This window comes from Lysinibacillus capsici (genome assembly GCF_003367505.1).
Classification (GTDB): domain Bacteria; phylum Bacillota; class Bacilli; order Bacillales_A; family Planococcaceae; genus Lysinibacillus; species Lysinibacillus capsici.
Genome location: NZ_PXXX01000018.1, coordinates 80,974 through 105,083 on the forward strand (window position 1 = coordinate 80,974; position 24,110 = coordinate 105,083).

The following is a 24,110-nucleotide window of genomic DNA, read 5'->3' on the forward strand; positions in this document are numbered from 1 at the left end:
CATCATCCTAATTAAAAGTTATTTACCCATAACGAATTCCCGATTTTTAATTATAGTATACAACAAATGGAATGGCTAAGTTTTTATATGAGTAATGTCACACATAATCTAGCCCTAAAATAAAAAAGATGCCCAATAAAGGTCTATAGACCCATTAGACATCTACATTTATTCAATCTAACCCAATTTCTTTGTATATATTTCTCTTGAAAGCAAAATTGTTATTACAATGAATGGAATAAACATACCAATTGTTTCAATTTTAATTTGCGTTATTTAACAAGCTTCAAAATGGTTTTAAAATGTTCATGATCTGCACGTTGTAGTAGTTCATACAAGATCATTTCGGTGCTAGTTGGGTAAATACCAAGCGCATGCATCTTTGTAAGCCCAATATCTTTATTTGCCTTTGTTCGAGAAGATACTGCATCTACAACAACCTCTACTTCAAATCCTTGTTCTTTCAGGTGTCTAGCCGATTGGTACACACAAATATGTGTTTCAATACCTGTCACAATGAATTGAGTACGTCCATTTTCCTTCATCGCCTCTACAAATGCCTCTTCTTGGCACGCACTAAAGGCCATTTTAGGAATCGGTTGCCCTTCTAAATGCTGAGCAATCTCAAGAGCCGTTCCGCCTAAACGACTTGGATTTTGTTCTAGCCATAAAATAGGTACTTCCAGTGCCTGCATTGCTTGTACGAGCTTTGCCACATTTTCAATTACCATTTCACTGTCATCAACAATTGTTGCTAACTTTCCTTGCACATCTACAACTACTAAACAAGCTTTCTCTACTGTAAACATCCTGAACACCTCTTTTTCTTTTCTTTATAATACTATACAAAAACCTGCTTATCTCTCGTAAAGTAATAAGGAGTTTTCTCTAACAATCGATTTTAATGGTTTTGCTTTAGCCTGTAGGTTTCACACTCCCAAGAAGGAAATACCTGTAAATAAAAACACGAACATTATCGTTTTTATGGCAATAAAAAATATTTAATATACGGAAAATATCACTTAATTTCAAAAAAAACTTTCTATTTGTTCGTTTTTAATGAAAAATACCTGCTTAAATGTGTACATTTTGTTGCGAGTCTGTCTCCATTCTGCTCAAATATTAAGAATTTTATTTTTTCTCTTGAAAATTAGGTTATAATCCAGTAAAGTTCTGTTATTAACCAAACAAGGAGTGTACCACTTTGACACAACGTGCATACAATTTCAACGCAGGTCCATCTGCTCTACCACAAGAAGTATTAGAAAATGCTCAACAGCAATTAGTAAACTTCCGTGATTCAGGTATGTCCATTATGGAAATGAGTCACCGTAGTGCCATTTTTGATGAAGTACATAACGAAGCCATTACTTTATTAAAAAAACTTTATGCTATTCCTGAAAACTATGAGGTACTATTCTTACAGGGTGGAGCAAGCCTTCAGTTTACAATGGTGCCTATGAACTTCTTAACAACTGAGCAAAAAGCTAGCTATGTATTATCAGGCTCATGGTCTGAGAAAGCTTTTAAGGAAGCTAAATTATTTGGGACACCTGTTGAAGCTGCAAGCACAAAAGAAAACCAATACCGCAATATTCCTGCTTTAGAAGATATTCAATTCAATGAAGATGATGCATATGTTCACATCACATCCAATAATACGATATATGGTACGCAATGGAAAAACTACCCTGATACAGGAAATGTTCCATTAGTGGCAGATATGTCAAGTGACATCCTATCAAAACCAGTTGATATTGAAAAGTTCGGAATCATCTATGCTGGTGCTCAAAAAAACCTTGGTCCTTCAGGTGTAACGGTCGTAATTATTCGCAAAGATTTACTTGAAAAAGCCAATAAAAATATTCCGACGATGCTAAAGTATACAACACATGCTGATAGTAATTCACTTTATAATACACCTCCAACATTTGGGATCTATATGCTAGGCGAGGTGTTAAAATGGGTTGAAGCTAAAGGCGGCGTAGCAGAAATTGAGAAACATAATGAATTAAAGGCCAAAGTCATTTATGATGCCATTGACAATAGTAATGGTTTCTACAAAGGCCATGCTACACCAGAAAGCCGTTCTTTAATGAACATTACATTCCGTGTTGCAGATGAGGAGCTGGAAAAATTATTCCTTGTAGAGGCAAAGGCAGCAGGTTTTGTTGGGCTAAATGGACATCGTTCTGTAGGTGGTTGTCGTGCTTCCACTTATAATGCAGTGCCCCTTGAGGCATGTGAAGCTTTACGAGATTTCATGGTAGATTTCCAACAAAAACATCAATAAACTTCTATTTAAAAGATGAATCTTTACAGAAATGTAAAGATTCATCTTTTTTTCGCACTTGTAGAAGGAAATAAGAAATCTATCCCCATACCATTAGCTTGATTAGATGTTTATAGCAATATCTCAGCTTAGGGCTTTACACATTGCAAAAGTTTTTGAGAAAAATATAGATTTTTAAGCAGCCTATCGGACATATCGCCAGCCTCTAGCTATGCACCAAACATAGATTATTACTGTAAGGGTTACCCTTACGAAACTAGAGGAAGGGAGGTCTAGACAATGGAAGATAAAAGATATATGTCACATATGAACTGGCAAGGCTGTAAATGTCCTAAAAAAGAGGAAAAATGCTGTCAACGTAAAGTTGAAAAATGTCATTGCCAAAAAGAGGAAAAATGTCATTGTAAAAAAGAAGAAAAATGTACACCAAGAATGAGCAGCAACTGTAGAGGCTGTATTTGTCACCAATTAAGAAAATTAGAGCTAGCTACTACACTAGATATCTTCTTATCTGGAGGTATTAGCTTCTTAGGTGTGACTTTCATTTCCTTCGATCCAAGAAATTGCTGTGCATACTTCCTTGAGCCAGGTGCAGCAGCTGCTTCTCCTTTAATCGTAGATTGCAATAAAATTGTTGCGATTCGTCGAGTGGCAGTAGCTTAATCCTTTTAGAGGGTAGCCTTCTATTGGCACCCTCTTCTTACATAGAAAAAAACTCTGTCAACATTTAATGTGACAGAGTGTCATGCTTACAATCAGGACATTTACCATATATTTCAAACTTATGATTTTCAATTTCATAATCAGGCAATTTTTCACCTAACATTTCCATTGGACAAAGATTAAGCTCTTTGACATTGCCACAGTCCATACAGATAAAATGATGGTGATGATGCGCAGATTCACAGTGCATACGGAAATTACGTTCCCCGGATAGCTCTGTTTCTTCTAATATCCCAAGTTTCACAAAAGTAGCAAGGTTACGATAAATAGTATCAAAACTCATTCCCGGAAAATCTTTTTTTAAAACATCCAATAAATCACGGGCTGTTAGATATTTATCTGTTGCTGCAAACATATCTAATATTAACTCCCGTTTATCTGTTTTTTTATAGCCATTTTCCTTTAATATTTCCCACGCTCTTGAAATATTCATTGCGCTACCTCCCCCTGCTTTGCAGCCACTTTAAGTGCTACTTTCTTCCCTAGGATTACAAGTAACAAAATCAGAATAGAAGTGACAACAATCGTGCCTCCTGGCGCTAAATCCATATAAAATGCGCTAATTAGACCAATTAGTACAGCTGTTTCTCCAAAAACAATGGCAAAAATGATGGTTTGTTTAAAGCCCTTTGCCAAGCGCATTGCTGCTGCAACAGGCAATGTCATCAGAGATGATACAAGTAAAATACCAACTATGCGCATACTTGCCGCAATGACAAGTGCTGTTACAATCATAAATAAAAGATGAACCCAACGAGCCGGAAGTCCACTAGCTTTTGCATATTCCTCATCAAAAGACAAAACAAATAATTCTTTAAAAAATAAAAACAAAAAGATAATCACAATGGCAGCAATGCCAATCACTACCCATAAGTCTTGACGAGATACAGCAGAAACCGAGCCGAATAAATAACTCATTAAATCTGTGCTAAAACCACTGGCAAGTGAAATAAAGATGGCGCTAATCCCAATACCACCTGACATGATAATTGGAATGGCAAGCTCCTCATAGTGCTTATACAAACGTCTTAAACGCTCAATCAAGACAGAGCCACTCACAGAGGCTAGTATTCCTAGATAAATAGGATTGAGCATTGCTAAGGCTGTCACTGATTGACTAATGTATAAGCTCCCAGCAATTCCTGCAAGTGTTACATGCGACAAAGCATCCGCAATCAAGGATAGCCTACGTACAACAATAAACACACCCAGCAGGGGCGCAAGTATGCCAATTAATAATCCAGAGAAAAAGGCATTTTGTAAAAATTCATAATGTAAAATTGCTTCAATCATATGCCTGCTCCTTCTAATGAATCTTTCTCACGGAATGGCCATACCAAGCGTCTAGCGCATCCTGAGAAATATTATCAAATTCATTTTTATAGCCGTGGAAGTGAATAGTTTGATTCAAACATGCCACATGGCTGATACGATTCGATACCGTATCGACATCGTGTGTGACAAGAATCATCGTAATTCCTTGTTCCCGATTTAATTTCGCCAGCATATCATAAAATGACTGCACATTCTCGTGATCAATGCCGACAGTTGGCTCATCTAAAATGAGCAATTTGGGATTACTGACTAAAGCTCTTGCAATAAAAACACGTTGTTGTTGTCCACCAGATAGTTCTCCAATGTTGCGATTCATATAAGCATCCATGCCAACTGCCTTTAAAGCTTCTTGAACTTTGTCTTTGGCATCTCGGCCAGGTCTTTTAAAAAGCCCTAATTTTTTCGTTAATCCACTTTTCACGACCTCTTGCACGGTTGCCGGGAAGCCAGAATTAAAGGCATTGGATTTTTGCGAGACATAGCCAATCCATTCACGGTGCTTAAAATTTGCACTTGGTTCACCAAATAATTTTATTTCTCCGGATAAAGGTTTCAGCAAACCTAAAATAATTTTTAATAATGTTGATTTTCCCGAACCATTTGGGCCGAGAAGTGCTAAAAAATCTCCCTCTTCTACACGAAAAGAAATGTTTTTTAAAACTTGCGTATAGTCATATTGAAATGACACATTTTCAATGTCAATAAGTGTTGTTTTCATGCATGATCGCTTCTTTCTAATTCAAAATCATTACGATTTACAAATTGTAAGTATAAAGGAAAGTGCAGTTTTTGTAAAGAAAAGAAGATGGATGCTTTTTCTAATAGCTGATTGCAAGTGTATAAATGATTTCGTGAAAATTAATGAGATAAAGGAGGATTGACTTTGAGTATTCAATTTTTACAGCAATTAGCACAAAGCACGGATAAGGAAATTGTCGCGATTGCTCGTGAAGAAGGCTTTAGCATTACGACTTCTGAAGTAAAAAAACTTCGACCTTATTTGGAGCAATTCTCATTTTCTTGGCTATTTTTAGGGATTCCTAAAGATATTCTTGTTGAAGTGGAGGCCGTTTTAGGAAGAAAGCGCTCTCGTCAACTCATCGCCTTGTTTACAAAATAAAAAAAGCCCGAAATCAGAACTAGCCTGATTTCGGGTTATTTCTGTTAGCCTTTTAAAGCTTCAATATGCTCAGGTTTAAAAGTACCACTTCGTAACATATCGATTTCCACTTTATACGGAGCTACCTTAGATTTAGCGTCACTCTTGAGAGGGACAAAGGGTGTTTCTAAAATTTTAGGAACATCCATTAATTGTGGATGGTGTACTACATAGTTAAGGGCATCAAAGCCAATATGACCAAAGCCAATATTTTCGTGACGATCCTTACCTGCACCGCGCACATTTTTGGAGTCATTGATATGCAATACTTTAATGCGTTCCACGCCTATAATTTTATCAAATTCGTTTAATACACCATCAAAATCTTCCACGATATTATAGCCAGCATCATGTGTATGACAGGTATCAAAGCATATAGAAAGTCGCTCGTTATTCGTTACACCATCAATAATTTTAGCAAGTTCTTCAAAGGAACGTCCACATTCCGTCCCCTTCCCTGCCATGGTTTCTAATGCAATTTGAACGGGATAGTCCTGAGATAATACCTCATTTAAACCTTCAATAATTTTAGCAATACCAGCATCAGCACCAGCTCCTACATGGGCACCAGGGTGTAAAACAATTTGCGTTGCCTCCAGTGCAGCAGTACGTTCAATTTCCGATTGTAGAAAATCTACACCGAGACGGAATGTTTCTGGTTTTTCCGTATTGCCAATATTAATAATGTAAGGTGCATGTACAACAATATTGGTCATCCCATGCTCTTTCATATGCAGGAGTCCATTCATAATGTTTAAGTCAGCAATGGCTTTGCGACGTGTATTTTGCGGTGCTCCAGTATAAATCATAAATGTATTGGCTCCGTATGACAGTGCCTCTTTACTAGAGCCAAGTAGCATTTCTTTCCCGCTCATCGAAACATGTGAGCCAAGTAACATGTAAAAGCCCCCTTATTTTTTACCGCGTGCCTTTAAGCGACGTTCACGTTTTTTAATTTTTTCCATTTCCCACTTCATATTACGTTTATAGCCAGGTTTTACCTTTTTAGGCTTACGTACCAACGCTTTTGCTTTCACATCAATTTCATTCTCTTGCTTCACACGATTTTTACGGGCATGACGCTCTTTTAACTCTGACCATTCGCCATCTTTTACATCTTTTTGTACAAAAGGAATGCCCATTTTTTCTACGCGAACTACTGCATCCTCATCTGATGGCTCAAATAAAGTAATGGCTGTCCCTTTATTGCCTGCACGCGCTGTTCGACCAACGCGGTGAATAAAGAATTCTAAGTCTTCTGGAATCTCGTAGTTAATAACATGAGAAATGCCTTGGATATCAATACCACGAGCAGCTAAGTCAGTTGCTACAATGTATTGGTAGTCAAGATCACGGATTTGCTTCATCATTTTTTTACGATCACGTGGACTTAAATCACCGTGAATTTGGCCACAACGGATACCATGCTCATTTAAATAGCCAGCAACGTGTTCTGCTGTCTTACGTGTGTTGGTAAAGATAACAGCTAAAAAGGGATTAATGCCCTCAATGACTTCTAATAAACGTTTATTACGAGATTTTGAGCGCACTGGTACAAGTACAAAATCGATACCTTCTGCCACTGGTCGTTTATCATTCATATGGACATGCACTGGTGCTTCCATGTATTTCTTTAAAAACGGCTGAAGTTTTTCTGGTATTGTTGCAGAGAAAACATACATTTCAAGCTTTTCGGGCATCTGTGAAGCAAATCCATCAATCTCTTCAATGAAGCCCATATCAAAAGCTAGATCCGCTTCATCGACAACTAAAATTGGTGCTGTATGCACAAATAACGCTTGTGCTGAAACAAGGTCACGAATACGTCCTGGTGTTCCAACAACAATTTGTGGCTGTGTTTTTAATTTATCAATGGAGCGTTGTTTGTCCGTACCCCCAATAAATAGTTTTGCTTGAATAGCTGTTCCTTCTATTAATTGATTTAATGCATCAAAAATTTGCTGTGCTAACTCTCGTGTAGGAGAAGTAATAACGGCCTGTACTTCCTGTTTTTCTACATCAATACGTTGAACAATTGGAATTAAAAAACTATGTGTTTTCCCTGTTCCTGTATGTGCCTGTCCAATAGCACTTTTCCCTTTTAATAAAAGCGGAATAATTTCTTTTTGAATTGGTGTCGGTTCTGTAAAGCCAAGATTTGCAATGGCGTCCTGCAAAAATGGCTGAAAATTATAATCAGTATATTTTGACATCATTCGTTCCTCCTAACATCTTTTTCATTGTACCATGATTCGAACTTTAAGGTATATTTACGTCCTATTTCTTACTAGCATAAACATATTTTTAATGTTTTATTATCACCGTAACAAAGCCCTTATCAAAGGTACTTGAAATACGCAGAATATGCAATCATAAAAGCGCTGTAACAATGTTCGAAAACGCTTGTAATATGTAATTTTTATGTCAATTTATAGGGAACTAATGATTAGCAGATTCCCCACATGTTATGATAGAGCTGTAAGATATTATGGGAGGTTGGTAGATTATGAAAGCAGCAAGATGGTATAAAGCAAAAGACATCCGTGTAGAAAACATTGAAGAACCAGTCATCGCACCTGGAAAAGTAAAAATCAAAGTACATTGGACAGGGATTTGTGGCAGTGATTTACATGAATACGCAGCTGGGCCAATCTTTATTCCAGTGGAGCAACCTCACTATGTAAGTAAAGACATCGCACCTATTGTAATGGGACATGAATTTTCAGGTGAAGTAGTTGAAATTGGCGATGGTGTTACATCTGTTAAAATCGGTGATCCTGTAGTAGTAGAACCAATCCTTGCATGTGGCGAATGTGCTGCCTGTAAAAAAGGTAAATATAATATTTGTAAACATTTAGGTTTTCACGGTCTTTCAGGCGGTGGCGGTGGATTCTCCGAATATACAATGGTAGATGAAAAAATGGTTCACAAAATGCCAGAAGGGCTTTCTTATGAGCAAGGAGCACTTGTTGAACCAGCAGCAGTCGCTTTACATGCTGTGCGTCAAAGTAAATTAAAAGCCGGTGACAAAGCTGCCGTCTTTGGAACAGGACCAATCGGACTACTTGTCATTGAAGCATTACGTGCAGCGGGCGCATCAGAAATCTATGCTGTAGAGCTTTCAGCAGAGCGTGCCGCAAAAGCTTTAGAACTTGGTGCAACAGCCGTCATTAATCCTAAAGAGGAAGATGCCGTTGCGCGTCTACATGAATTAACAAATGGTGGTGTAGATGTTGCCTTTGAAGTAACGGGCGTTCCAGTGGTATTACAACAAGCTATTGACTCAACAACTTTTGAAGGTGAAACAATCATCGTGTCGATTTGGGAGTCTACAGCTGCTATCCAACCGAACAATATCGTTCTATCAGAGCGAACAGTCAAAGGAATTATTGCCTACCGCGATATTTTTCCAGCCGTAATGGAGCTGATGACCCAAGGTTACTTCCCTGCAGACAAGCTTGTTACGAAACGAATTGCTCTTGATGAAGTGGTAACAGAAGGCTTTGAGGCATTAATGAAGGAACGTAATCATATTAAAATTCTTGTAAATTCTCAAGCATAAAATACGATCAGGTAGAGAATAAAGCATTTCTCTACCTGATTTTATAGTTATTATTCTTGTCTATTATCCATTTTTTTCATGATAGTTAAATTCGCCATTAGAACGTTCACTTTATTTTCTCCAAAGATTCCTAGTGTTCGTTTCTCCGTATTTTCTTCAATGATTTTTTCAATCTCTTCTTCTGAAAGACCGCTTGCTAGGGCAATGCGCTTCACTTGAATGTTTGCAGCCTTCACACTAATATGTGGATCCAGCCCTGAGCCAGAAGCTGTCATTAAATCTGCAGGTATATCTTGGCGTTTTACTGTTGGGTTTGCAAGTAGAAACTTCTTGATATCTGCTTCAATTCGCTTCTTCAATTCTGGATTAGATGGTGCATAGTTAAAAGTTCCAGAAGTCACACCACTATAATTTAACTGACCATTTTTGTCTGGTACCGTATCATCCTCAGTATAAACATTGTAATGAATGGCTGAAACACGTCCCCAGAAATATGATGGTGCTGAAAAGGATTGACCGATCAGTTCTGAACCAACAGCTTTACCATTGATTTCTAGTAAACTACCATTTGCTTGATGATGGAGTAATCCTTGAGCTAAAGCAGTCACCGCAAAAGGATAGATTAGCCCACACAGTATAAACATTGTTATTGTAATCAGAATTGCTTGCTTTAAGTTCATAAATAGTTTTCGCATGTACCTTCCTCCTATAGCCCAAAACTACGGCATAGTGGACCAACTAGTATGTCAATTAACTTAATCCCAATAAAAGGAGCTATAATACCACCTATACCATAGACTAATAAATTTTTATTCAAAAGTTTTGTAGCACTCATTGGTTTATACGTTACTCCCTTTATTGCAATTGGAATTAACAAGGGAATAATGACTGCATTAAAAATTAAGGCAGAAATAATCGCACTTGTTGAAGAATTAAGTTTCATTATGTTTAATGCGCTCATCTCAGGTACAGCCACCATCAACATAGCAGGTATGATGGCAAAATATTTTGCTATATCGTTAGCGATACTAAATGTTGTTAAAGCGCCACGTGTCATCAGAAGCTGCTTCCCTATCTCTACAATTTTAATAATTTTAGTTGGATTTGAATCTAAATCAACCATATTAGCTGCTTCTTTTGCTGCATTTGTACCTGAATTCATTGCAAGCCCAACATTGGCCTGCGCTAACGCTGGTGCATCATTTGTACCATCACCAGTCATTGCTACTACCTTCCCTTGTGCCTGTTCATCCTTAATGACTTGAATCTTGTCCTCAGGTTTGCTTTCTGCGATAAAGCTATCTACTCCAGCTTCCTTTGCAATGGCTGCTGCTGTAAGTGGATTATCTCCTGTACACATAATGGTTTTAATCCCCATTTCACGAAGCTGTTCAAAACGTTCCTTTAGTCCAGCCTTGACAATATCCTTTAGATAAATAACGCCTAAAATTTTATCATTCAGTGCTACGACCAGAGGCGTCCCCCCTACTGTAGATACTTGTTGAACCAGCAACTCTAGATTTGAAGGAATACTGTACCCTGCCTTCAAACTCTCTCTTTTTATCGTATCATAGGCACCTTTTCGAATTTTTGTGCCATCCACCCTATCCAAGCCACTCATTCGTGTTTGTGCAGTGAAGGGAATATGTTTACTTGTCTGGATAATGCTTTTTTCACCGTCCGTATTCACCCCTAATTCGCAAGCAAGCGATAAGATAGATTTTCCCTCAGGTGTATCATCTGTTAGAGAACTAAGCCATGCAGCTTGCATTAACTCTTCCCTGGCAACTCCTTTTACTGGTAGAAACTCAGCTGCCATTCGATTGCCATATGTTATCGTGCCAGTCTTATCTAAGATTAATGTATCCACATCTCCACAGGCTTCCACCGCTCTCCCAGACATTGCAATGACGTTAAATTGTGTTACCCTATCCATACCTGCAATACCAATTGCGGATAATAATCCACCAATCGTTGTAGGAATTAAACAAACTGTAAGTGCTATTAATGTTGCGATAGAAATTGGCACATTCAAATACATAGTCATTGGATAGAGGGACACTACCACTAACAGAAAGATAATTGTTAAACTTACTAGAAGTGTATTAAGGGCTATTTCATTTGGTGTTTTTTTACGGCTAGCCCCTTCAATTAGCGTAATCATTTTATCCAGAAATGATTCGCCAGGCAATGAAGTAATTTCAATCATCAACCAATCACTCGTAACCGTCGTACCACCCGTAACGGATGAAAAATCTCCACCTCGTTCTTTTACAACAGGGGCAGATTCACCTGTTATTGCCGATTCATCCACAGTAGCAATGCCATCAATGACTTCCCCATCATTTGGAATTACCTCTCCAGCTTGAACTAATACAATATCTCCTTTTTTTAGGTCATTGGCCTGTTTAAGGATTTCCGTACCATCATGAAGCAACACACGAGCCTGTGTCACTGTCTTTGTTTTTTTTAAAGTTTGAACTTGTGCTTTACCTCTTCCTTCTGCAATTGACTCTGCAAAATTAGCAAATAGAATTGTAACAAAAAGTAGGATAGCAACTATTCCATTGTATAATCGAGCATGTTCTTCTACTACACTCCCAAACATATTTGGGAAAAGAACTAATAGCACCACAAACAAAAATCCTACTTCTACAACAAACATAACAGGATTTTTTAGCATATAAGTGGGACTAAACTTTTTTAAAGCGTCTATCATTGCATTTTTCAGCATCTTACTTGTCAAAAAACTCTTTCTTACTGTTTCCATATGCTCACTCCCCCATTAAGAATAAAGTTGTAAATGCTCTGTAATTGGACCAAGTGCTAAAGCTGGTAAAAATGTTAGGGCACCAATCATTAAAACGATAGCCACTAGTAAAAAAGTAAAAGTAGTATTATCCGTTTTTAATGTTCCTATTGAATCACTGTGCCAAAATTTTTTGGCAAGTAGTGACGCAATCGCAAGTTGAATGATAATGGTTAAATATCGTCCAAAGAACATTGCAAGTCCTGTTGTCACGTTCCAAAATGTGGAATTATCTGCTAACCCTTCGAACCCTGAGCCGTTGTTGGCAGAAGCTGAAGCAAATTCATATAAAACCTGTGATAATCCGTGAGCACCTGGATTCGTTATGCCTGCTATTCCTGTTGGTGTTACAACTGCTAGTGCTGAAAATAGCAAAATAATAGCCGGATGAATTAAAATGCATAGAGCAATTAATTTCATTTCTTTTTCTTCAATCTTTTTACCTAAAAACTGAGGAGATCGCCCAATCATTAAACAGGCAATAAAAATTGTTAGTAGAACATACATCATCATGTTCATCAGGCCGACCCCTTTACCACCAAACACAACATTTAGCATCATATTAAACAACGGTACTAGACCCCCAAGAGGCGTCAATGTATCGTGCATATTGTTAACAGATCCTGTTGTAAACGCAGTAGTGACAGTGGTAAATAATGCTGATTGTACTACTCCAAAACGCATTTCTTTTCCTTCCATGCTCCCTAGCTCCTGTGTTATACCGAGTTCACTTATAATTGGATTACCAGCCTTCTCTGCTATGTACACAGTCACTAATCCGAGTAGAAACAATATACTCATTGCTGCAAAAATAGCTAAACCTTGTTTTCCAAAAATAGTTTTCTTTTTTCTATAAGCAATCATCAAACTAAAGGCAACCACACAAGCGCCCGGCAAAAGCATCATCGATAACATCTCCACTATATTTGAGAGAACGGTTGGATTTTCAAAAGGTGTTGTTGAATTGGCTCCGTTAAAGCCCCCACCATTCGTACCTATATGCTTAATCGATTCTAGAGAAGCGACAGGTCCAAGTGCAATATCTTGTAATTTTCCTTCGATCGTTTGTACTGTTTTATTTGCACTTAAGGTTTGTGGTGTACCTTGAGATACTAAAATAATGGCAACAACGATGGAGATAGGCATTAAAATACGCGTAATAACACGAACAAAATCAATAAAGAAATTCCCAATAGTATCTGTTTTCGCAACAAGGCGACGACAGAACGCCATACAAGCTGCATAACCAGTAGCTGCAGATGTAAACATCATGAAGATAATGACTAGCATCTGTGATAAATAACTGAGTCCAGATTCACCGCTATAATGTTGAAGATTTGTGTTGGTTATAAAAGAAATGATTGTGTTAAATGAAAGTGTAGCTTCCATATTGCTAATATTATTTGGATTTAAAAACAGGAATGATTGAATGCGCAACAAAAAATATCCAATAAAAACCATAATTGCATTTGAAAGTATTAATGAAAGTACATATTCTTTACCATTCATATCTACTTGTTTAATGCCACACAATTTATAAATTACTGCATCAACTTTGTCTAAAATAGGATCAAGCCATGTTTTTTGATGTAATGTTACCCGATATAGATAATGCCCAGTTAAGATAACGAGCGGTAAATAAATAATTAATACTATGGCTATTTGCCACATAGTGCATTACCTCCTAACAGCCTTTAATAATTTTCAGGACAAAGTAATGCATGCCCTAGATAACCAAACAAGAATACAAGTACAATCCCGATAAAAATCCACATTCCTATCTCCTCCTTATTGCTCATCCACTAGTTTGAAGCACCATGTAGTTAATGACAAAAGACTTCCGAAGCTTATCAGTAACAATACAACCATATAAAAGTCCATCAATAAAATACCCCTCCTTCATTTAGGTTGTTCTCATCATACTGACTTTCAAATTAATGTAGTGTTAGGAAATCTACTTTTCTATTAAGAAAGCATAAAGAGGCAAAATCTTTATACTTTCTTAATGGGAGTTAACGCTATAATACAAATGAGGTGAACGAGGATGGAAAATACACGTCCAACTCCTGAGATGTTTTTAGCAAGACTTCAACAGGAGCAACAAATTTTAGGGAATTTAAAAATCTTTCTCGGTTATGCTGCTGGAGTAGGTAAAACTTACGCAATGTTAGATGCAGCACATCAAGCTCAAAAATTAGGTAAAGATGTGGTGGTTGGCTATGTAGAACCGCATCCTCGTCCAGATACGTTAGCTTTACTAGAAGGGCTTGAGCAAATTCCGACGAAAAAAATAACCTATAGAGGAAAAGCTTTTTATGAATTAGATATTGATGCCGTATTGCAGCGCAAGCCAGAAATTGTTCTTATCGATGAATTGGCACATTCCAATGTTCCAACAATGCGGCACAAGAAGCGTTTTGGAGATGTTGAAGAACTACTGTCAAAGGGAATTCATGTTTATACAACTGTAAATATTCAACATATTGAAAGCCTTCATGACTTAGTAGAAGAAATTACTGACATTAAAGTACGAGAGCGTATCCCTGATTACTTAATTGATCAAGCATCTCAAATAAAAGTTGTAGATATTGAACCAGATGAACTAATACAACGCCTACAAGAAGGTAAAGTTTATGCAAAACAACAAGCGGAAAAAGCACTTCATTCTTTTTTCCGTAAACAAAATTTAGTGTCATTACGAGAAATCGCATTACGTAGAGCAGCGGATACAATCAACTATAAACAAATAAACAACCATGAATCTGTCAAACACCCTGTACAAATTGAAGAACACCTACTAGTTGGTATCAGTAGCTCTCCTACAAATGCAAAAGTTATTAGAACCACTGCAAGACTTGCACAAGCATTACACGGTAAATTTACTGCTCTTTATGTACAAAACCTGCAGGAGCAAGAAGGAAGTAGTGCAAATTCAGAACGATTACAACAACACATTAAACTTGTGGAACAGCTTGGCGGCCATGTCGTCATCGTTCAAGAAGACGACGTAGCAGCAGCCCTTGCTAATTATGCTCAAATTAGTGGGGTCACGAAACTTGTTATCGGACGAACAAGTATGAGGAAAAAATGGTGGCGACCAAGCACAAAAATAAGTGACCGCCTGAATGAATTTGTTCCGAACTTAGCCCTACACATAGTACCAGATCAAGAAAATGAACCATTTTATTTTCCTAGTATAAGTAATAAATTATCATTTGAATGGCTTGATTTGTTCAAAATGTTTATCGTATTTTGCTTCATATCAATTGTCGGCTTGTATCTATATTCAATAGGTATAAGCGAGTCAAACATCATTACAATTTACATTTTAGGGGTCCTCATCCTTGCTATTTGGTCAACTGGATCGATGATGAGTATTATTAACTCCATTATTGCTGTCTTACTTTTTAATTACTTTTTTACAGAGCCTCGATTTTCATTTGATGCTTATCATCGTGACTATCCAATGACATTTTTTATCATGTTTATCTCTGGCGTAATTACGAGTAGCTTAACAAAAAAGATAAAGGAGCAAACCATTATAGCCATTCGTAAATCTTATCGAATGGAGGTGCTCCTTGAAACAAATCGTAGGCTTCAACATGCTAAGTCTATTGAAAAAATAATAGTTGAAGGCATGTCTCAAATTGTTAAATTAGTAGAAAAGCCTGTACAATTTTTCGAAATAAGTAACCAGGTAATTGAGAAATCATCTTTCTTTCGTACTGAAACAATGTCTAGTAGTGAAAATCAAAAAATAGCTGTACTTTTCGATAATCCAAATGAATGTGGTGTTGTTAGTTGGGTTACAAATAATAGGCATGTAGCAGGTGTATCTACAGACATCTTTCCTGAAGTGAACGCTTATTATATACCTGTTATTTCTAATGGAGATGTGAAGGGTGTTATAGGTATTGCCCTATCTAAAGTCTCCCCATTGCCTGCATTTGAGCGCAATATTTTGCACGCCATTATTAATGATTTTTCATTCGCTTTGGATAAATGGTATTTACAGAAACTTAATGAGGAAGTAGCGCGAGAAGCTGAAATGGAACAGATGCGAGCTAACCTTTTACGTGCAATCTCTCATGACCTTAGGACACCACTCACTGCTATCTCTGGAAATGCAGATATCTTACTCAACAATGCACCACTAATACCAGAGATTGAAAAAAATAAATTGTATGAAGATATTTATAAAAATTCAAAATGGCTTGTACAAATGGTTGAAAATTTACTAGCTGTATCTAAGTTAGAGGATGGGCAATTTGCGTTAGAAATGCAAATTGAACTAGTAGAAGATATTATTCAAGAGGCACTGTCCCATGTTATTCGTCAAAACAATACACATAAAATATCTTATGAAATTAAACCTGAGTTTTTATTTGCTTTAATGGATGCTCGACTCATCATACAAGTTTTCATTAATATCATCGATAATGCATTGACTTACACCCCACCAGGTAGTGCCATTACGATCATAGTGAAAGAATCAGATGGATTCGTAAGTTTTAGTATTTCTGACAATGGGCCTGGAATCGATGACGCTTTAAAAAGTAGCTTGTTTGAGCCATTTACAACTGGAAAAGTACAACGCAGTGATAGTAGACGTGGTCTTGGTTTAGGCTTAGCACTCTGTCAAACAATTTTAAAATTACATGGTAGCAGCATAAACGTTTCAGATAATAAACCGCAAGGAACGATTTTTAACTTTTCGCTGAAAAAAGGAGTAATGAAATTTGATGAGTAAAAGAATTCTAGTAGTTGAGGACGATGTAGCAATTGCCAATTTAATTAAAATGACATTAGCGACAAACCATTATGAATTCGACATTGCACGTGATGGTAATAGTGCTCTTCAAAAGGCTCTTACCATAAAACCTGACGTTTTTATTTTAGATTTAGGTCTACCAGACATAGATGGCGTAGAACTAATCACTAAAATTAGAAGTTGGAATCAAACACCAATTATCGTCGTAAGTGCTCGTGGTGAAGAACATGATAAAATTAATGCTTTGGATGCAGGTGCAGATGATTATGTAACAAAGCCATTTAGTGTGGAAGAATTATTAGCAAGAATTCGGGTTGCCTTAAGAAGAATGGCCTATGAACAACCACTTGAAAAAGAGAATCCCATTTTCACAAATGGTTATCTTCAAATTAATTATGTTGATCATACAGTATTTGTAAATGGAAAAGAAATACATGTGACGCCGATTGAATATAAGCTTTTAATTGTTTTATCCAAAAATGTTGGGAAAGTTCTAACACATAATTATATTTTAAAGGAAATCTGGCAAAACGCTCTTCAATCAGATGTTCCAAGTTTACGAGTATTTATGGCTACACTTCGAAAAAAAATAGAAGTTAATCCAGCACAGCCCAAACTTATTCAGACACATGTACGGGTAGGCTACCGAATGCTTCGCTATCATGAAGAGGATGAATGAATATGGAGCCTAAGGTCTAGCTGTATTTGGACTTCTACTTTACAAATCCCAGATTACATTTTGCTTTTATGTAGCTTTATTGAACCCTCCTATTAGCCTTTGCATATCATAGCTATAGTCAGGTATGTCATCAATGAAAAACAAGTAGAAAGGAGATCATTATGGTATTTCGACCACCTTATCCATACCCAATGTATCCGGGTGGCATGAGAATGCCCATGCCCATGCAAACACCTCCACAGATGTCGCCACAGTCCTTTTTCCCGCCTGGAGGCTTCCCTGTTCAACCACGAATTCCAGGCGGCTTTCCAATGGCTAATGGAATAGGTTCATTTGGAGGGCAAATGCCGATGCCACCTGTGCAAGAAGCTTCGAAAGTCGGTTCATTTTTACAGCAAGCCAACAGTTTATTTAATACAGCCAAAACCTATACCCCTTATATCCAACAAGCTATGCCGATGGTGAAAAATATTCCATCACTTTTAAAATTGTATAAAGGATTCCAAGGACTTCCTTCCGCTGGCGGTGGAGCAACAGAAGCAGCAGGAAGCGATAGTAAGGCTGCTGGAAGTAGACGGTCATCTAGGCAAAGTGCATCATTTACGCCTCCCGAGCCACTTCCATCTAAACCACGTATTTTCCAACCACCAATGTAAATGAACGTTTCTTTGTATTCACTGTCACTGTCCGTTATAATGTAGATAGGTAAGCTTGAAAGGAGTCACAACCACCATGCAAGTATTAAAAATTAATCCACGTGGCTATTGCTACGGTGTTGTGGATGCGATGGTGATCGCTCGTAACGCCGCACTTGATAAAACATTACCAAGACCTATCTACATCTTAGGGATGATTGTGCATAATAAACACGTCACAGATGCGTTTGAAGAGGATGGTATCATCACGTTAGATGGTGATAACCGCCTAGAAATTATTGAACAAGTTGAAACAGGTACTGTCATTTTTACAGCACATGGTGTTTCACCGGAAATTCGTGAGATTGCGAAGCGAAAAGGCTTAGTGTCCATTGATGCTACATGTCCTGATGTAACAGTTACCCACGATTTAATTCGTGAAAAATCAGCAGAAGGCTATGACATTATTTATATTGGTAAAAAAGGACATCCCGAACCAGAGGGTGCTATTGGCGTTGCCCCGGATCATGTCCACTTAGTACAGTCTTCTAACGATATTGATGCTTTACAATTAACGAATGATAAATTACTTGTCACAAATCAAACGACAATGAGCCAATGGGATGTCGCCCATTTAATGGATAGTTTAAAAGAAAAATTCCCACATATAGAGGTACACAAAGAGATCTGTTTAGCTACACAAGTACGTCAAGAGGCTGTTGCACAGCAAGCAGGTGAAGCGGATTTACTTATTGTTGTAGGTGATCCTAAATCCAATAACTCGAACCGCTTAACACAAGTTTCTGTAGAAATTGCAGGAACACCATCCTATCGAATTGCAGATGTTTCAGAGCTAAAAGTAGAATGGTTAAAAGGTATCAACATCGTTGCTGTAACAGCAGGTGCTTCTACGCCAACACCAATTGTAAAAGAGGTTATTAACTTCCTTGATCAATTTGATGAAAATGATCCATCTACACACGAGATTAAGCGTACAGTAACACTAGATAAAATTCTGCCAAAGATTAAGACACCAACACCTGTTGATAAAATCATGCCCTATTAGTTAATCACAAAAAATCCTGATTGTTATTATGACAATCAGGATTTTCTTTATTTACTAAAGTAATAGTTTATAGGACGACCAATGCCACCATAATGGACATCCATTGTGATTTCCTCTTGTTTTTCAAGGTAATCTAAATATCTTCTAGCTGTTACGCGGGCAATGCCAATTCCACTGGCTACTTCTTCCGCTGAGGCACCATCCACCGATTGTAAAAAGTGCACAACTTTTTCAAGTGTTGTACGATTAAAACCTTTTGGGAGATTTTTTTCGGATTTCAATGTAACAGATTGATCCAACATAGTTTGTCCATCACGATAATGAAATAACTGATCTAATTCTCCCTGTGTGAGCTCTCGTTCTGTTTGAGTTTGCTTGTTAAAGCGTAAATAATTGTCAAGTGTCCCTTTAACACGTTCAAAAGAAAAGGGCTTCATAATATAATCAAAAACACCTAGATGCAGTATCTGTTTCACTGTCTCCATATCATTTGCGGCTGTCACGGTAATAACATCTACTGGTAGATCGAGCTCACGTATTTTGCGTAAGCTTGTAATACCATCTTGCTCTGGCATAAAAATATCCATAAAAACTAAATCAGGCTTCAGTTGGCAAATTTGCGTAATGCCTTCTAACCCATTAGGTGCCTGTCCAACCACTTGAAAATGCTCTACCTTCTCAATAAATTGACGATTTACCTCTCGTACCATTGGATCATCCTCAATTAATAATACTCTAATCTGTGCCACTGCTAGCCCTCCATCCCATTATGAATAATAAAAGGTGATTAAAAAACTTGTTCCTTTGTTAGGCTCACTGATGACTTCGATGTCACCCTGCCCTTTTTCGACAATTTCCTTTATTAAAAATAACCCTATTCCACGGTAGTTTTTCTCTTTTGTAGAATAACCATTATCAAAAATGTGCTGCTTGACCTCTTCCGTCATGCCAACACCATTATCGGTTACTAATATGGCTAATACGTCATCATCTTCATCCACAGAAACATGAATCACCTTCTCCTCGACCTGTACATCCTTTAATGCATCAAACGCATTTTCTATCAAATTACCAAAGAGAATGACGAAATCATGATGATCCAAATTAGCTGGAAATGATGTAAATCGGCTTTCACGGTCAATTTCCAATCGAATTCCTTGTTCCTTCGCATAGGAAATTTTACTGAGCAATAGCCCAGAAATATTTTCATTTTTTATTCGTTCGTTTAAAAAGTTAGTGATTTCATCATGCTCTTCCTTCACTTGTGTTAAGTAAGAAAGTGCCTGTTCATGATGACCTAGCTGTAAAAGACCCGCTATCGTATGCAGTTTATTTTTATGTTCATGTGTTTGTACACGAAGGGCTTGGACAAATGCTCTAACGCCTGTTAATTCTTCGGCAAGCTTTTTCACTTCCGTACGGTCTTTAAACATGGCCACTGCCCCAACAGTTTCGCCATTAACCTGTATCGGAATTCGATTACTCATAATACTATGATTATTAATATACAGCTCACGATTAAATAACGGCTGATCCAGCTCTAAAATTTCAGGAAGTCGTGTATCTGGCAAGACATGAAAGATTTTCTGTCCAATCAATGTAGAGGGTTTTTCATAAACGCCTAAGATATCACAGGCTTTTTCATTAAAAATCGTAATGGTCAAATCATTATCGATAGCAATGATGCCTTCGTGCATGGCATTAAACGTTTCTGTACGTTCTACATACATTTTGGCAATTTCATGCGGCTCTAACCCAAACATTTGCTTTTTCATATGAAGCCCCAATGTTCGTGCTCCCCATACACTAAATAGTAACGATAATAGTACAGTAACCATTAGTTCGGTTTGCATTGTTTGCAGTAACTCCACTACCGTAAGAACACTGTACCCTACTACTGTAACACCTATTTGTTGTCCTTCATGGTTCATAATCGGAACAAACGCACGAACCATATTACCATGTTCTCCACGTGCAATCGACGTATAGTAATGCTCTGAAAAAGCGGCGTTTAAATCTCCAGATTGAGATATTCGACCAAGTTCCTGGCTATTAGGATGGGAATATTTTCGTCGTTGCATATCAAGAACAACAATATATTTTGCCCCATTGATATCACGGATTTCCTCTACAACAGGATTAATATGCTGTACGGCATCATAGTAATTTTCACTAGCAATATATGTTTTTATTTCAGGAAGCTGAGAGACGGTTTTTGCTACAAGGAGTGCTTGATCACTTAGTTTGGTCTTTTGCTCATTCATGACAAAACCTAATAAAAAAGTACCGCCAATGCTAAAGGAAAGCATGAGAATAAAAAAAGTCAGAGACATAATTTTTCTTTGCATGGATAACTTCTGAAATTTCAACTGACCGCCTCCCTCCTACTATATTTTAGCTTACTCCATATGTTAGAATAACAAAAACATCAGAAAATACGAATTAATTGGGTGTATACAATGAAAAAATTTATTATTGGTACGATTATAACTGTGCTTGTGTTAATCCTCACTATCAGTGATCAACAAGGATTACTATTCGCCAAGCCACTTCCCTATGATGATGAGCAAAAGGGTTTAGACACACAGATAACAATTCATTTAAGTCATGTCGTCGCTGAAAATACCCCTAAAGGCCAAGCTGCCAACAAATTTGCTGAGCTAGTAGAAGAAAAAACAAACGGGAAGGTCAAAGTACATGTTTACTCCAACTCCTCTTTATTTAATGATGAAAATGAATTTCAGGCATTGCAAAAGGGAGAAGTGGAAATGATCATCCCTACTTTTTCTAAAATGACAGCTTATGTTCCTAATTGGCAGGTGCTTGATTTACCCTTTCTATTTAATACAAATGAGGAAGTAAAGGAAGTCCTAACGGGTTCTATTGGTGAACAATTGGTTAATGAGCTAGAGCCGTTCCATATTAAAGGGCTTGGCTTTTGGTACAATGGGTTTAAGCATCTAACCTCTGTTGAGCAGCCTATTCATACTTTTGAAGATTTACAGGGCTTACGAGTGCGTACGATGCCAAGTAAAACATTAGAAAAGCAATTTGAAGTGGTCAAAGCAACACCTATACCTATTTCTTTTAGTGAGGTCTTTTCGGATTTAGAGAAGCATGCAATAGACGCACAAGAAAATACCGCTTCTAATATCTATTCAAAGGGTTTTTACAAAGTACAAAAGCATATGACTATCACTCAGCATGGGATTTTAGGCTATGCTGTGTTAATGAATGAAACCTTTTGGAATTCTCTACCTATCAAAATTCAGCATCAGTTGTTGGATGCTATGAAAGAAACAACCGATTGGCAATTTGAGCAGGCTGAACTTATGAATGAACAAGATATGGACAAGCTGAAACAGCTAGATGATTTTGATGTGTATACAATGAGTCCCCAAGAAAGACAGCGCTTTAAGGAACAACTTGCACCTGTTTATGATTTTTATAGAGCCCATATTCAAAACGATCAAATCTTAGCAGAGATTGAAAAAATCGTTGATCCCTAATACTTTTGTTCATTAATGAAAAATCCTTACAAAACGTAAGGATTTTTTCTATTGTATTATAATAGATTCGCGAATCACACAACTACTATAAAACAGCTTAAAACCCTTGATATTACTAGCCTTAACACCCCTTTCTCTCAGAATGAACAAAATGAACAATACAACCATTACGGTCATAAACACTATTGTCGGAAAATTTCAGCTATGATAACCACATGAAAGCGTTCACACAATATTCATAGATGTTGTAGGGGGAGAACTATATGCGGATAAATTTTAAAAACTTAACAGTACAAGTATTGATTGCCATTGTACTAGGGATTATCGTCGGAGCAACATTCCCAGAATTCGGAGCAAAGCTCAAAATCTTGGCGGATATATTTATTAAACTTATTAAAATGTTAATAGCACCAATTATCTTCTTAACAGTCGTAATCGGCATTGGTAGCATGGGGGATGTCAAAAAGGTTGGTAAAATTGGTGGAAAAGCTTTAATTTATTTTGAAATTGTTTCAACTTTTGCCCTTGCAATTGGCTTAATCGTTGTCAATATTGTTCAACCAGGTAAAGGTTTTAATACAGATGCAGCAAGCGGTGCTGATGTTTCACAATATACAGAAGCAGCGGCGGCAGAGCATGGTTTAGGTGCATTTATTATGCAAATTATTCCTGAAAATGTAGTTGGTGCTTTAGCAAATGGTGAATTATTACCAGTCTTGTTCTCAGCTGTTTTATTTGGACTAGCTGCGGCGGCGATTGGAGAACCAGCTAAACCTGTTATTAAATTTTTCGAGCAAGTTGCAGATATTTTCTTTAAAATCGTTAACATGGTGATGAAAATTTCTCCTATTGGTGCGTTTGGTGCCATGAGTTATACAATCGGAAATTTTGGACTTAAATCATTAGGAAACTTAGGATTTTTAATGCTATCTGTTTACATTACAATGTTCATTTTTATTGTTGTGATCATTGGATTGATTACCCATTACTTTGGCTTTAGTATTTTTAAATTTATCAAGTACATTAAAGATGAAATCTTTATCGTTATCGGAACATCTTCATCTGAATCTGCATTACCTTCCATGATGCGTAAGCTTGAAAACTATGGTTGTTCAAAGCAAGTGGTTGGGCTGGTGATTCCTACAGGCTATTCATTTAACTTAGATGGAACATCCATTTACTTATCAATGGCTGCTATCTTTATTGCGCAAGCCTATGGTGTGGATTTAGATGTTTGGCATCAAATTACGCTATTAGCCATCTTAATGCTTACTTCTAAAGGGGCAGCTGGTGTAACAGGCTCTGGCTTTATTACACTTGCAGCAACATTAGCAGCATTCCCGATGATCCCAGTAGAGGGGATTGCCCTTTTAATCGGCGTAGATCGTTTCATGTCAGAAGCACGTGCAGTTACAAATCTAATTGGTAATGGTGTAGCAACAGTGGTCGTGTCAAAAATGGAAAAAGAATTTGATACAGAGCAGGAAAAGCGTGCTCTATCCGGTCATACCCAAATGTCATAAAATGAACAGGCTGCTGAAAGCGGAAATAATTTGCTACTTCAGCAGC

General features: G+C 37.3%; 21 protein-coding genes. 10 read left to right on the plus strand and 11 right to left on the minus strand.

The annotated features are described in order from the left end of the window. Positions 1-272: 272 nt before the first annotated feature. Positions 273-809, minus strand: coding sequence for a hydrolase (locus C7B89_RS15990; RefSeq protein ID WP_115674095.1), 537 nt, complete (start codon positions 807-809; stop codon positions 273-275). Between the two features lie 395 nt (positions 810-1,204). On the opposite strand from C7B89_RS15990, the gene serC reads away from it, so the two are divergent. After that, positions 1,205-2,293 (plus strand): 3-phosphoserine/phosphohydroxythreonine transaminase, encoded by a 1,089-nt coding sequence (serC, locus tag C7B89_RS15995; protein WP_054548539.1) that lies wholly within the window; start codon positions 1,205-1,207, stop codon positions 2,291-2,293. 279 nt (positions 2,294-2,572) lie between these two features. Then, positions 2,573-2,956, plus strand: a complete 384-nt coding sequence (locus C7B89_RS16000) for a hypothetical protein (protein WP_048392221.1) — start codon at positions 2,573-2,575, stop codon at positions 2,954-2,956. A gap of 64 nt (positions 2,957-3,020) precedes the next feature. On the opposite strand, the gene C7B89_RS16005 is transcribed toward C7B89_RS16000, so the two are convergent. Genes C7B89_RS16005 through C7B89_RS16015 form a run of 3 tightly spaced genes read right to left on the minus strand, consistent with a single transcriptional unit; the run spans position 3,021 to position 5,069 of the window. Beyond that, on the minus strand, positions 3,021-3,449 hold the full coding sequence (locus C7B89_RS16005) for a Fur family transcriptional regulator (protein ID WP_048392220.1): 429 nt from the start codon (positions 3,447-3,449) through the stop codon (positions 3,021-3,023). After that, on the minus strand, positions 3,446-4,309 hold the full coding sequence (locus C7B89_RS16010; protein ID WP_115674096.1) for a metal ABC transporter permease: 864 nt from the start codon (positions 4,307-4,309) through the stop codon (positions 3,446-3,448). The genes C7B89_RS16005 and C7B89_RS16010 overlap by 4 nt, the downstream gene beginning before the upstream one ends. Before the next feature lie 13 nt (positions 4,310-4,322). Further along, positions 4,323-5,069 carry a metal ABC transporter ATP-binding protein gene (locus tag C7B89_RS16015; protein WP_048392218.1) on the minus strand — a complete coding sequence of 249 codons (747 nt, stop codon included), beginning with the start codon at positions 5,067-5,069 and terminating at the stop codon, positions 4,323-4,325. A gap of 165 nt (positions 5,070-5,234) precedes the next feature. Here C7B89_RS16015 and C7B89_RS16020 point away from each other — a divergent pair, with 165 nt between their 5' ends. Next, positions 5,235-5,471, plus strand: a complete 237-nt coding sequence (locus C7B89_RS16020) for a Nif11 family protein (protein WP_004227236.1) — start codon at positions 5,235-5,237, stop codon at positions 5,469-5,471. Between the two features lie 44 nt (positions 5,472-5,515). On the opposite strand, the gene C7B89_RS16025 is transcribed toward C7B89_RS16020, so the two are convergent. After that, positions 5,516-6,409, minus strand: a complete 894-nt coding sequence (locus C7B89_RS16025; RefSeq protein ID WP_048392217.1) for a deoxyribonuclease IV — start codon at positions 6,407-6,409, stop codon at positions 5,516-5,518. A gap of 12 nt (positions 6,410-6,421) precedes the next feature. Further along, the gene (locus C7B89_RS16030) at positions 6,422-7,723 is read right to left on the minus strand and encodes a DEAD/DEAH box helicase (RefSeq protein WP_048392216.1); all 1,302 of its coding nucleotides are present in this window, start codon (positions 7,721-7,723) and stop codon (positions 6,422-6,424) included. A gap of 293 nt (positions 7,724-8,016) precedes the next feature. Here C7B89_RS16030 and C7B89_RS16035 point away from each other — a divergent pair, with 293 nt between their 5' ends. Further along, the gene (locus tag C7B89_RS16035; protein WP_048392215.1) at positions 8,017-9,072 is read left to right on the plus strand and encodes a 2,3-butanediol dehydrogenase; all 1,056 of its coding nucleotides are present in this window, start codon (positions 8,017-8,019) and stop codon (positions 9,070-9,072) included. 50 nt (positions 9,073-9,122) lie between these two features. Here the strand turns inward: C7B89_RS16035 and kdpC are convergent, their stop codons facing one another. Genes kdpC through kdpA form a run of 3 tightly spaced genes read right to left on the minus strand, consistent with a single transcriptional unit; the run spans position 9,123 to position 13,552 of the window. Continuing rightward, positions 9,123-9,767, minus strand: coding sequence for a potassium-transporting ATPase subunit KdpC (gene kdpC / locus C7B89_RS16040; RefSeq protein WP_115674097.1), 645 nt, complete (start codon positions 9,765-9,767; stop codon positions 9,123-9,125). Between the two features lie 11 nt (positions 9,768-9,778). Next, entirely contained in the window at positions 9,779-11,842 is a 2,064-nt protein-coding gene (kdpB, locus tag C7B89_RS16045) for a potassium-transporting ATPase subunit KdpB (RefSeq protein ID WP_115674098.1), read from the minus strand. A 15-nt stretch (positions 11,843-11,857) separates the two neighbouring features. Then, positions 11,858-13,552, minus strand: a complete 1,695-nt coding sequence (kdpA, locus tag C7B89_RS16050; protein ID WP_115674099.1) for a potassium-transporting ATPase subunit KdpA — start codon at positions 13,550-13,552, stop codon at positions 11,858-11,860. Positions 13,553-13,925: 373 nt separating this feature from the next. Between kdpA and C7B89_RS16055 the strand changes: the two genes are divergently transcribed. From C7B89_RS16055 to C7B89_RS16070, 4 genes are all read left to right on the plus strand, one after another. Beyond that, positions 13,926-16,631, plus strand: a complete 2,706-nt coding sequence (locus C7B89_RS16055) for a sensor histidine kinase (RefSeq protein ID WP_115674100.1) — start codon at positions 13,926-13,928, stop codon at positions 16,629-16,631. Next, positions 16,624-17,331 (plus strand): response regulator transcription factor, encoded by a 708-nt coding sequence (locus C7B89_RS16060; RefSeq protein ID WP_004227221.1) that lies wholly within the window; start codon positions 16,624-16,626, stop codon positions 17,329-17,331. The genes C7B89_RS16055 and C7B89_RS16060 overlap by 8 nt, the downstream gene beginning before the upstream one ends. 161 nt (positions 17,332-17,492) lie before the next feature. Further along, entirely contained in the window at positions 17,493-17,987 is a 495-nt protein-coding gene (gene vrrA / locus C7B89_RS16065; RefSeq protein ID WP_004227219.1) for a VrrA/YqfQ family protein, read from the plus strand. A 76-nt stretch (positions 17,988-18,063) separates the two neighbouring features. Further along, positions 18,064-19,032 (plus strand): 4-hydroxy-3-methylbut-2-enyl diphosphate reductase, encoded by a 969-nt coding sequence (locus C7B89_RS16070; RefSeq protein WP_048392210.1) that lies wholly within the window; start codon positions 18,064-18,066, stop codon positions 19,030-19,032. A gap of 47 nt (positions 19,033-19,079) precedes the next feature. On the opposite strand, the gene C7B89_RS16075 is transcribed toward C7B89_RS16070, so the two are convergent. Both C7B89_RS16075 and C7B89_RS16080 read right to left on the minus strand, forming a co-directional pair. Beyond that, a complete protein-coding gene (locus tag C7B89_RS16075; protein ID WP_016993520.1) occupies positions 19,080-19,781 on the minus strand; it encodes a response regulator in 702 nt (233 codons plus the stop codon). Between the two features lie 18 nt (positions 19,782-19,799). Further along, on the minus strand, positions 19,800-21,380 hold the full coding sequence (locus C7B89_RS16080; RefSeq protein ID WP_048392208.1) for an ATP-binding protein: 1,581 nt from the start codon (positions 21,378-21,380) through the stop codon (positions 19,800-19,802). Positions 21,381-21,491: 111 nt separating this feature from the next. Here C7B89_RS16080 and C7B89_RS16085 point away from each other — a divergent pair, with 111 nt between their 5' ends. After that, entirely contained in the window at positions 21,492-22,541 is a 1,050-nt protein-coding gene (locus C7B89_RS16085; protein ID WP_115674101.1) for a TRAP transporter substrate-binding protein, read from the plus strand. Positions 22,542-22,804: 263 nt separating this feature from the next. Next, the gene (locus C7B89_RS16090) at positions 22,805-24,064 is read left to right on the plus strand and encodes a dicarboxylate/amino acid:cation symporter (RefSeq protein ID WP_016993523.1); all 1,260 of its coding nucleotides are present in this window, start codon (positions 22,805-22,807) and stop codon (positions 24,062-24,064) included. Positions 24,065-24,110: the final 46 nt, after the last annotated feature.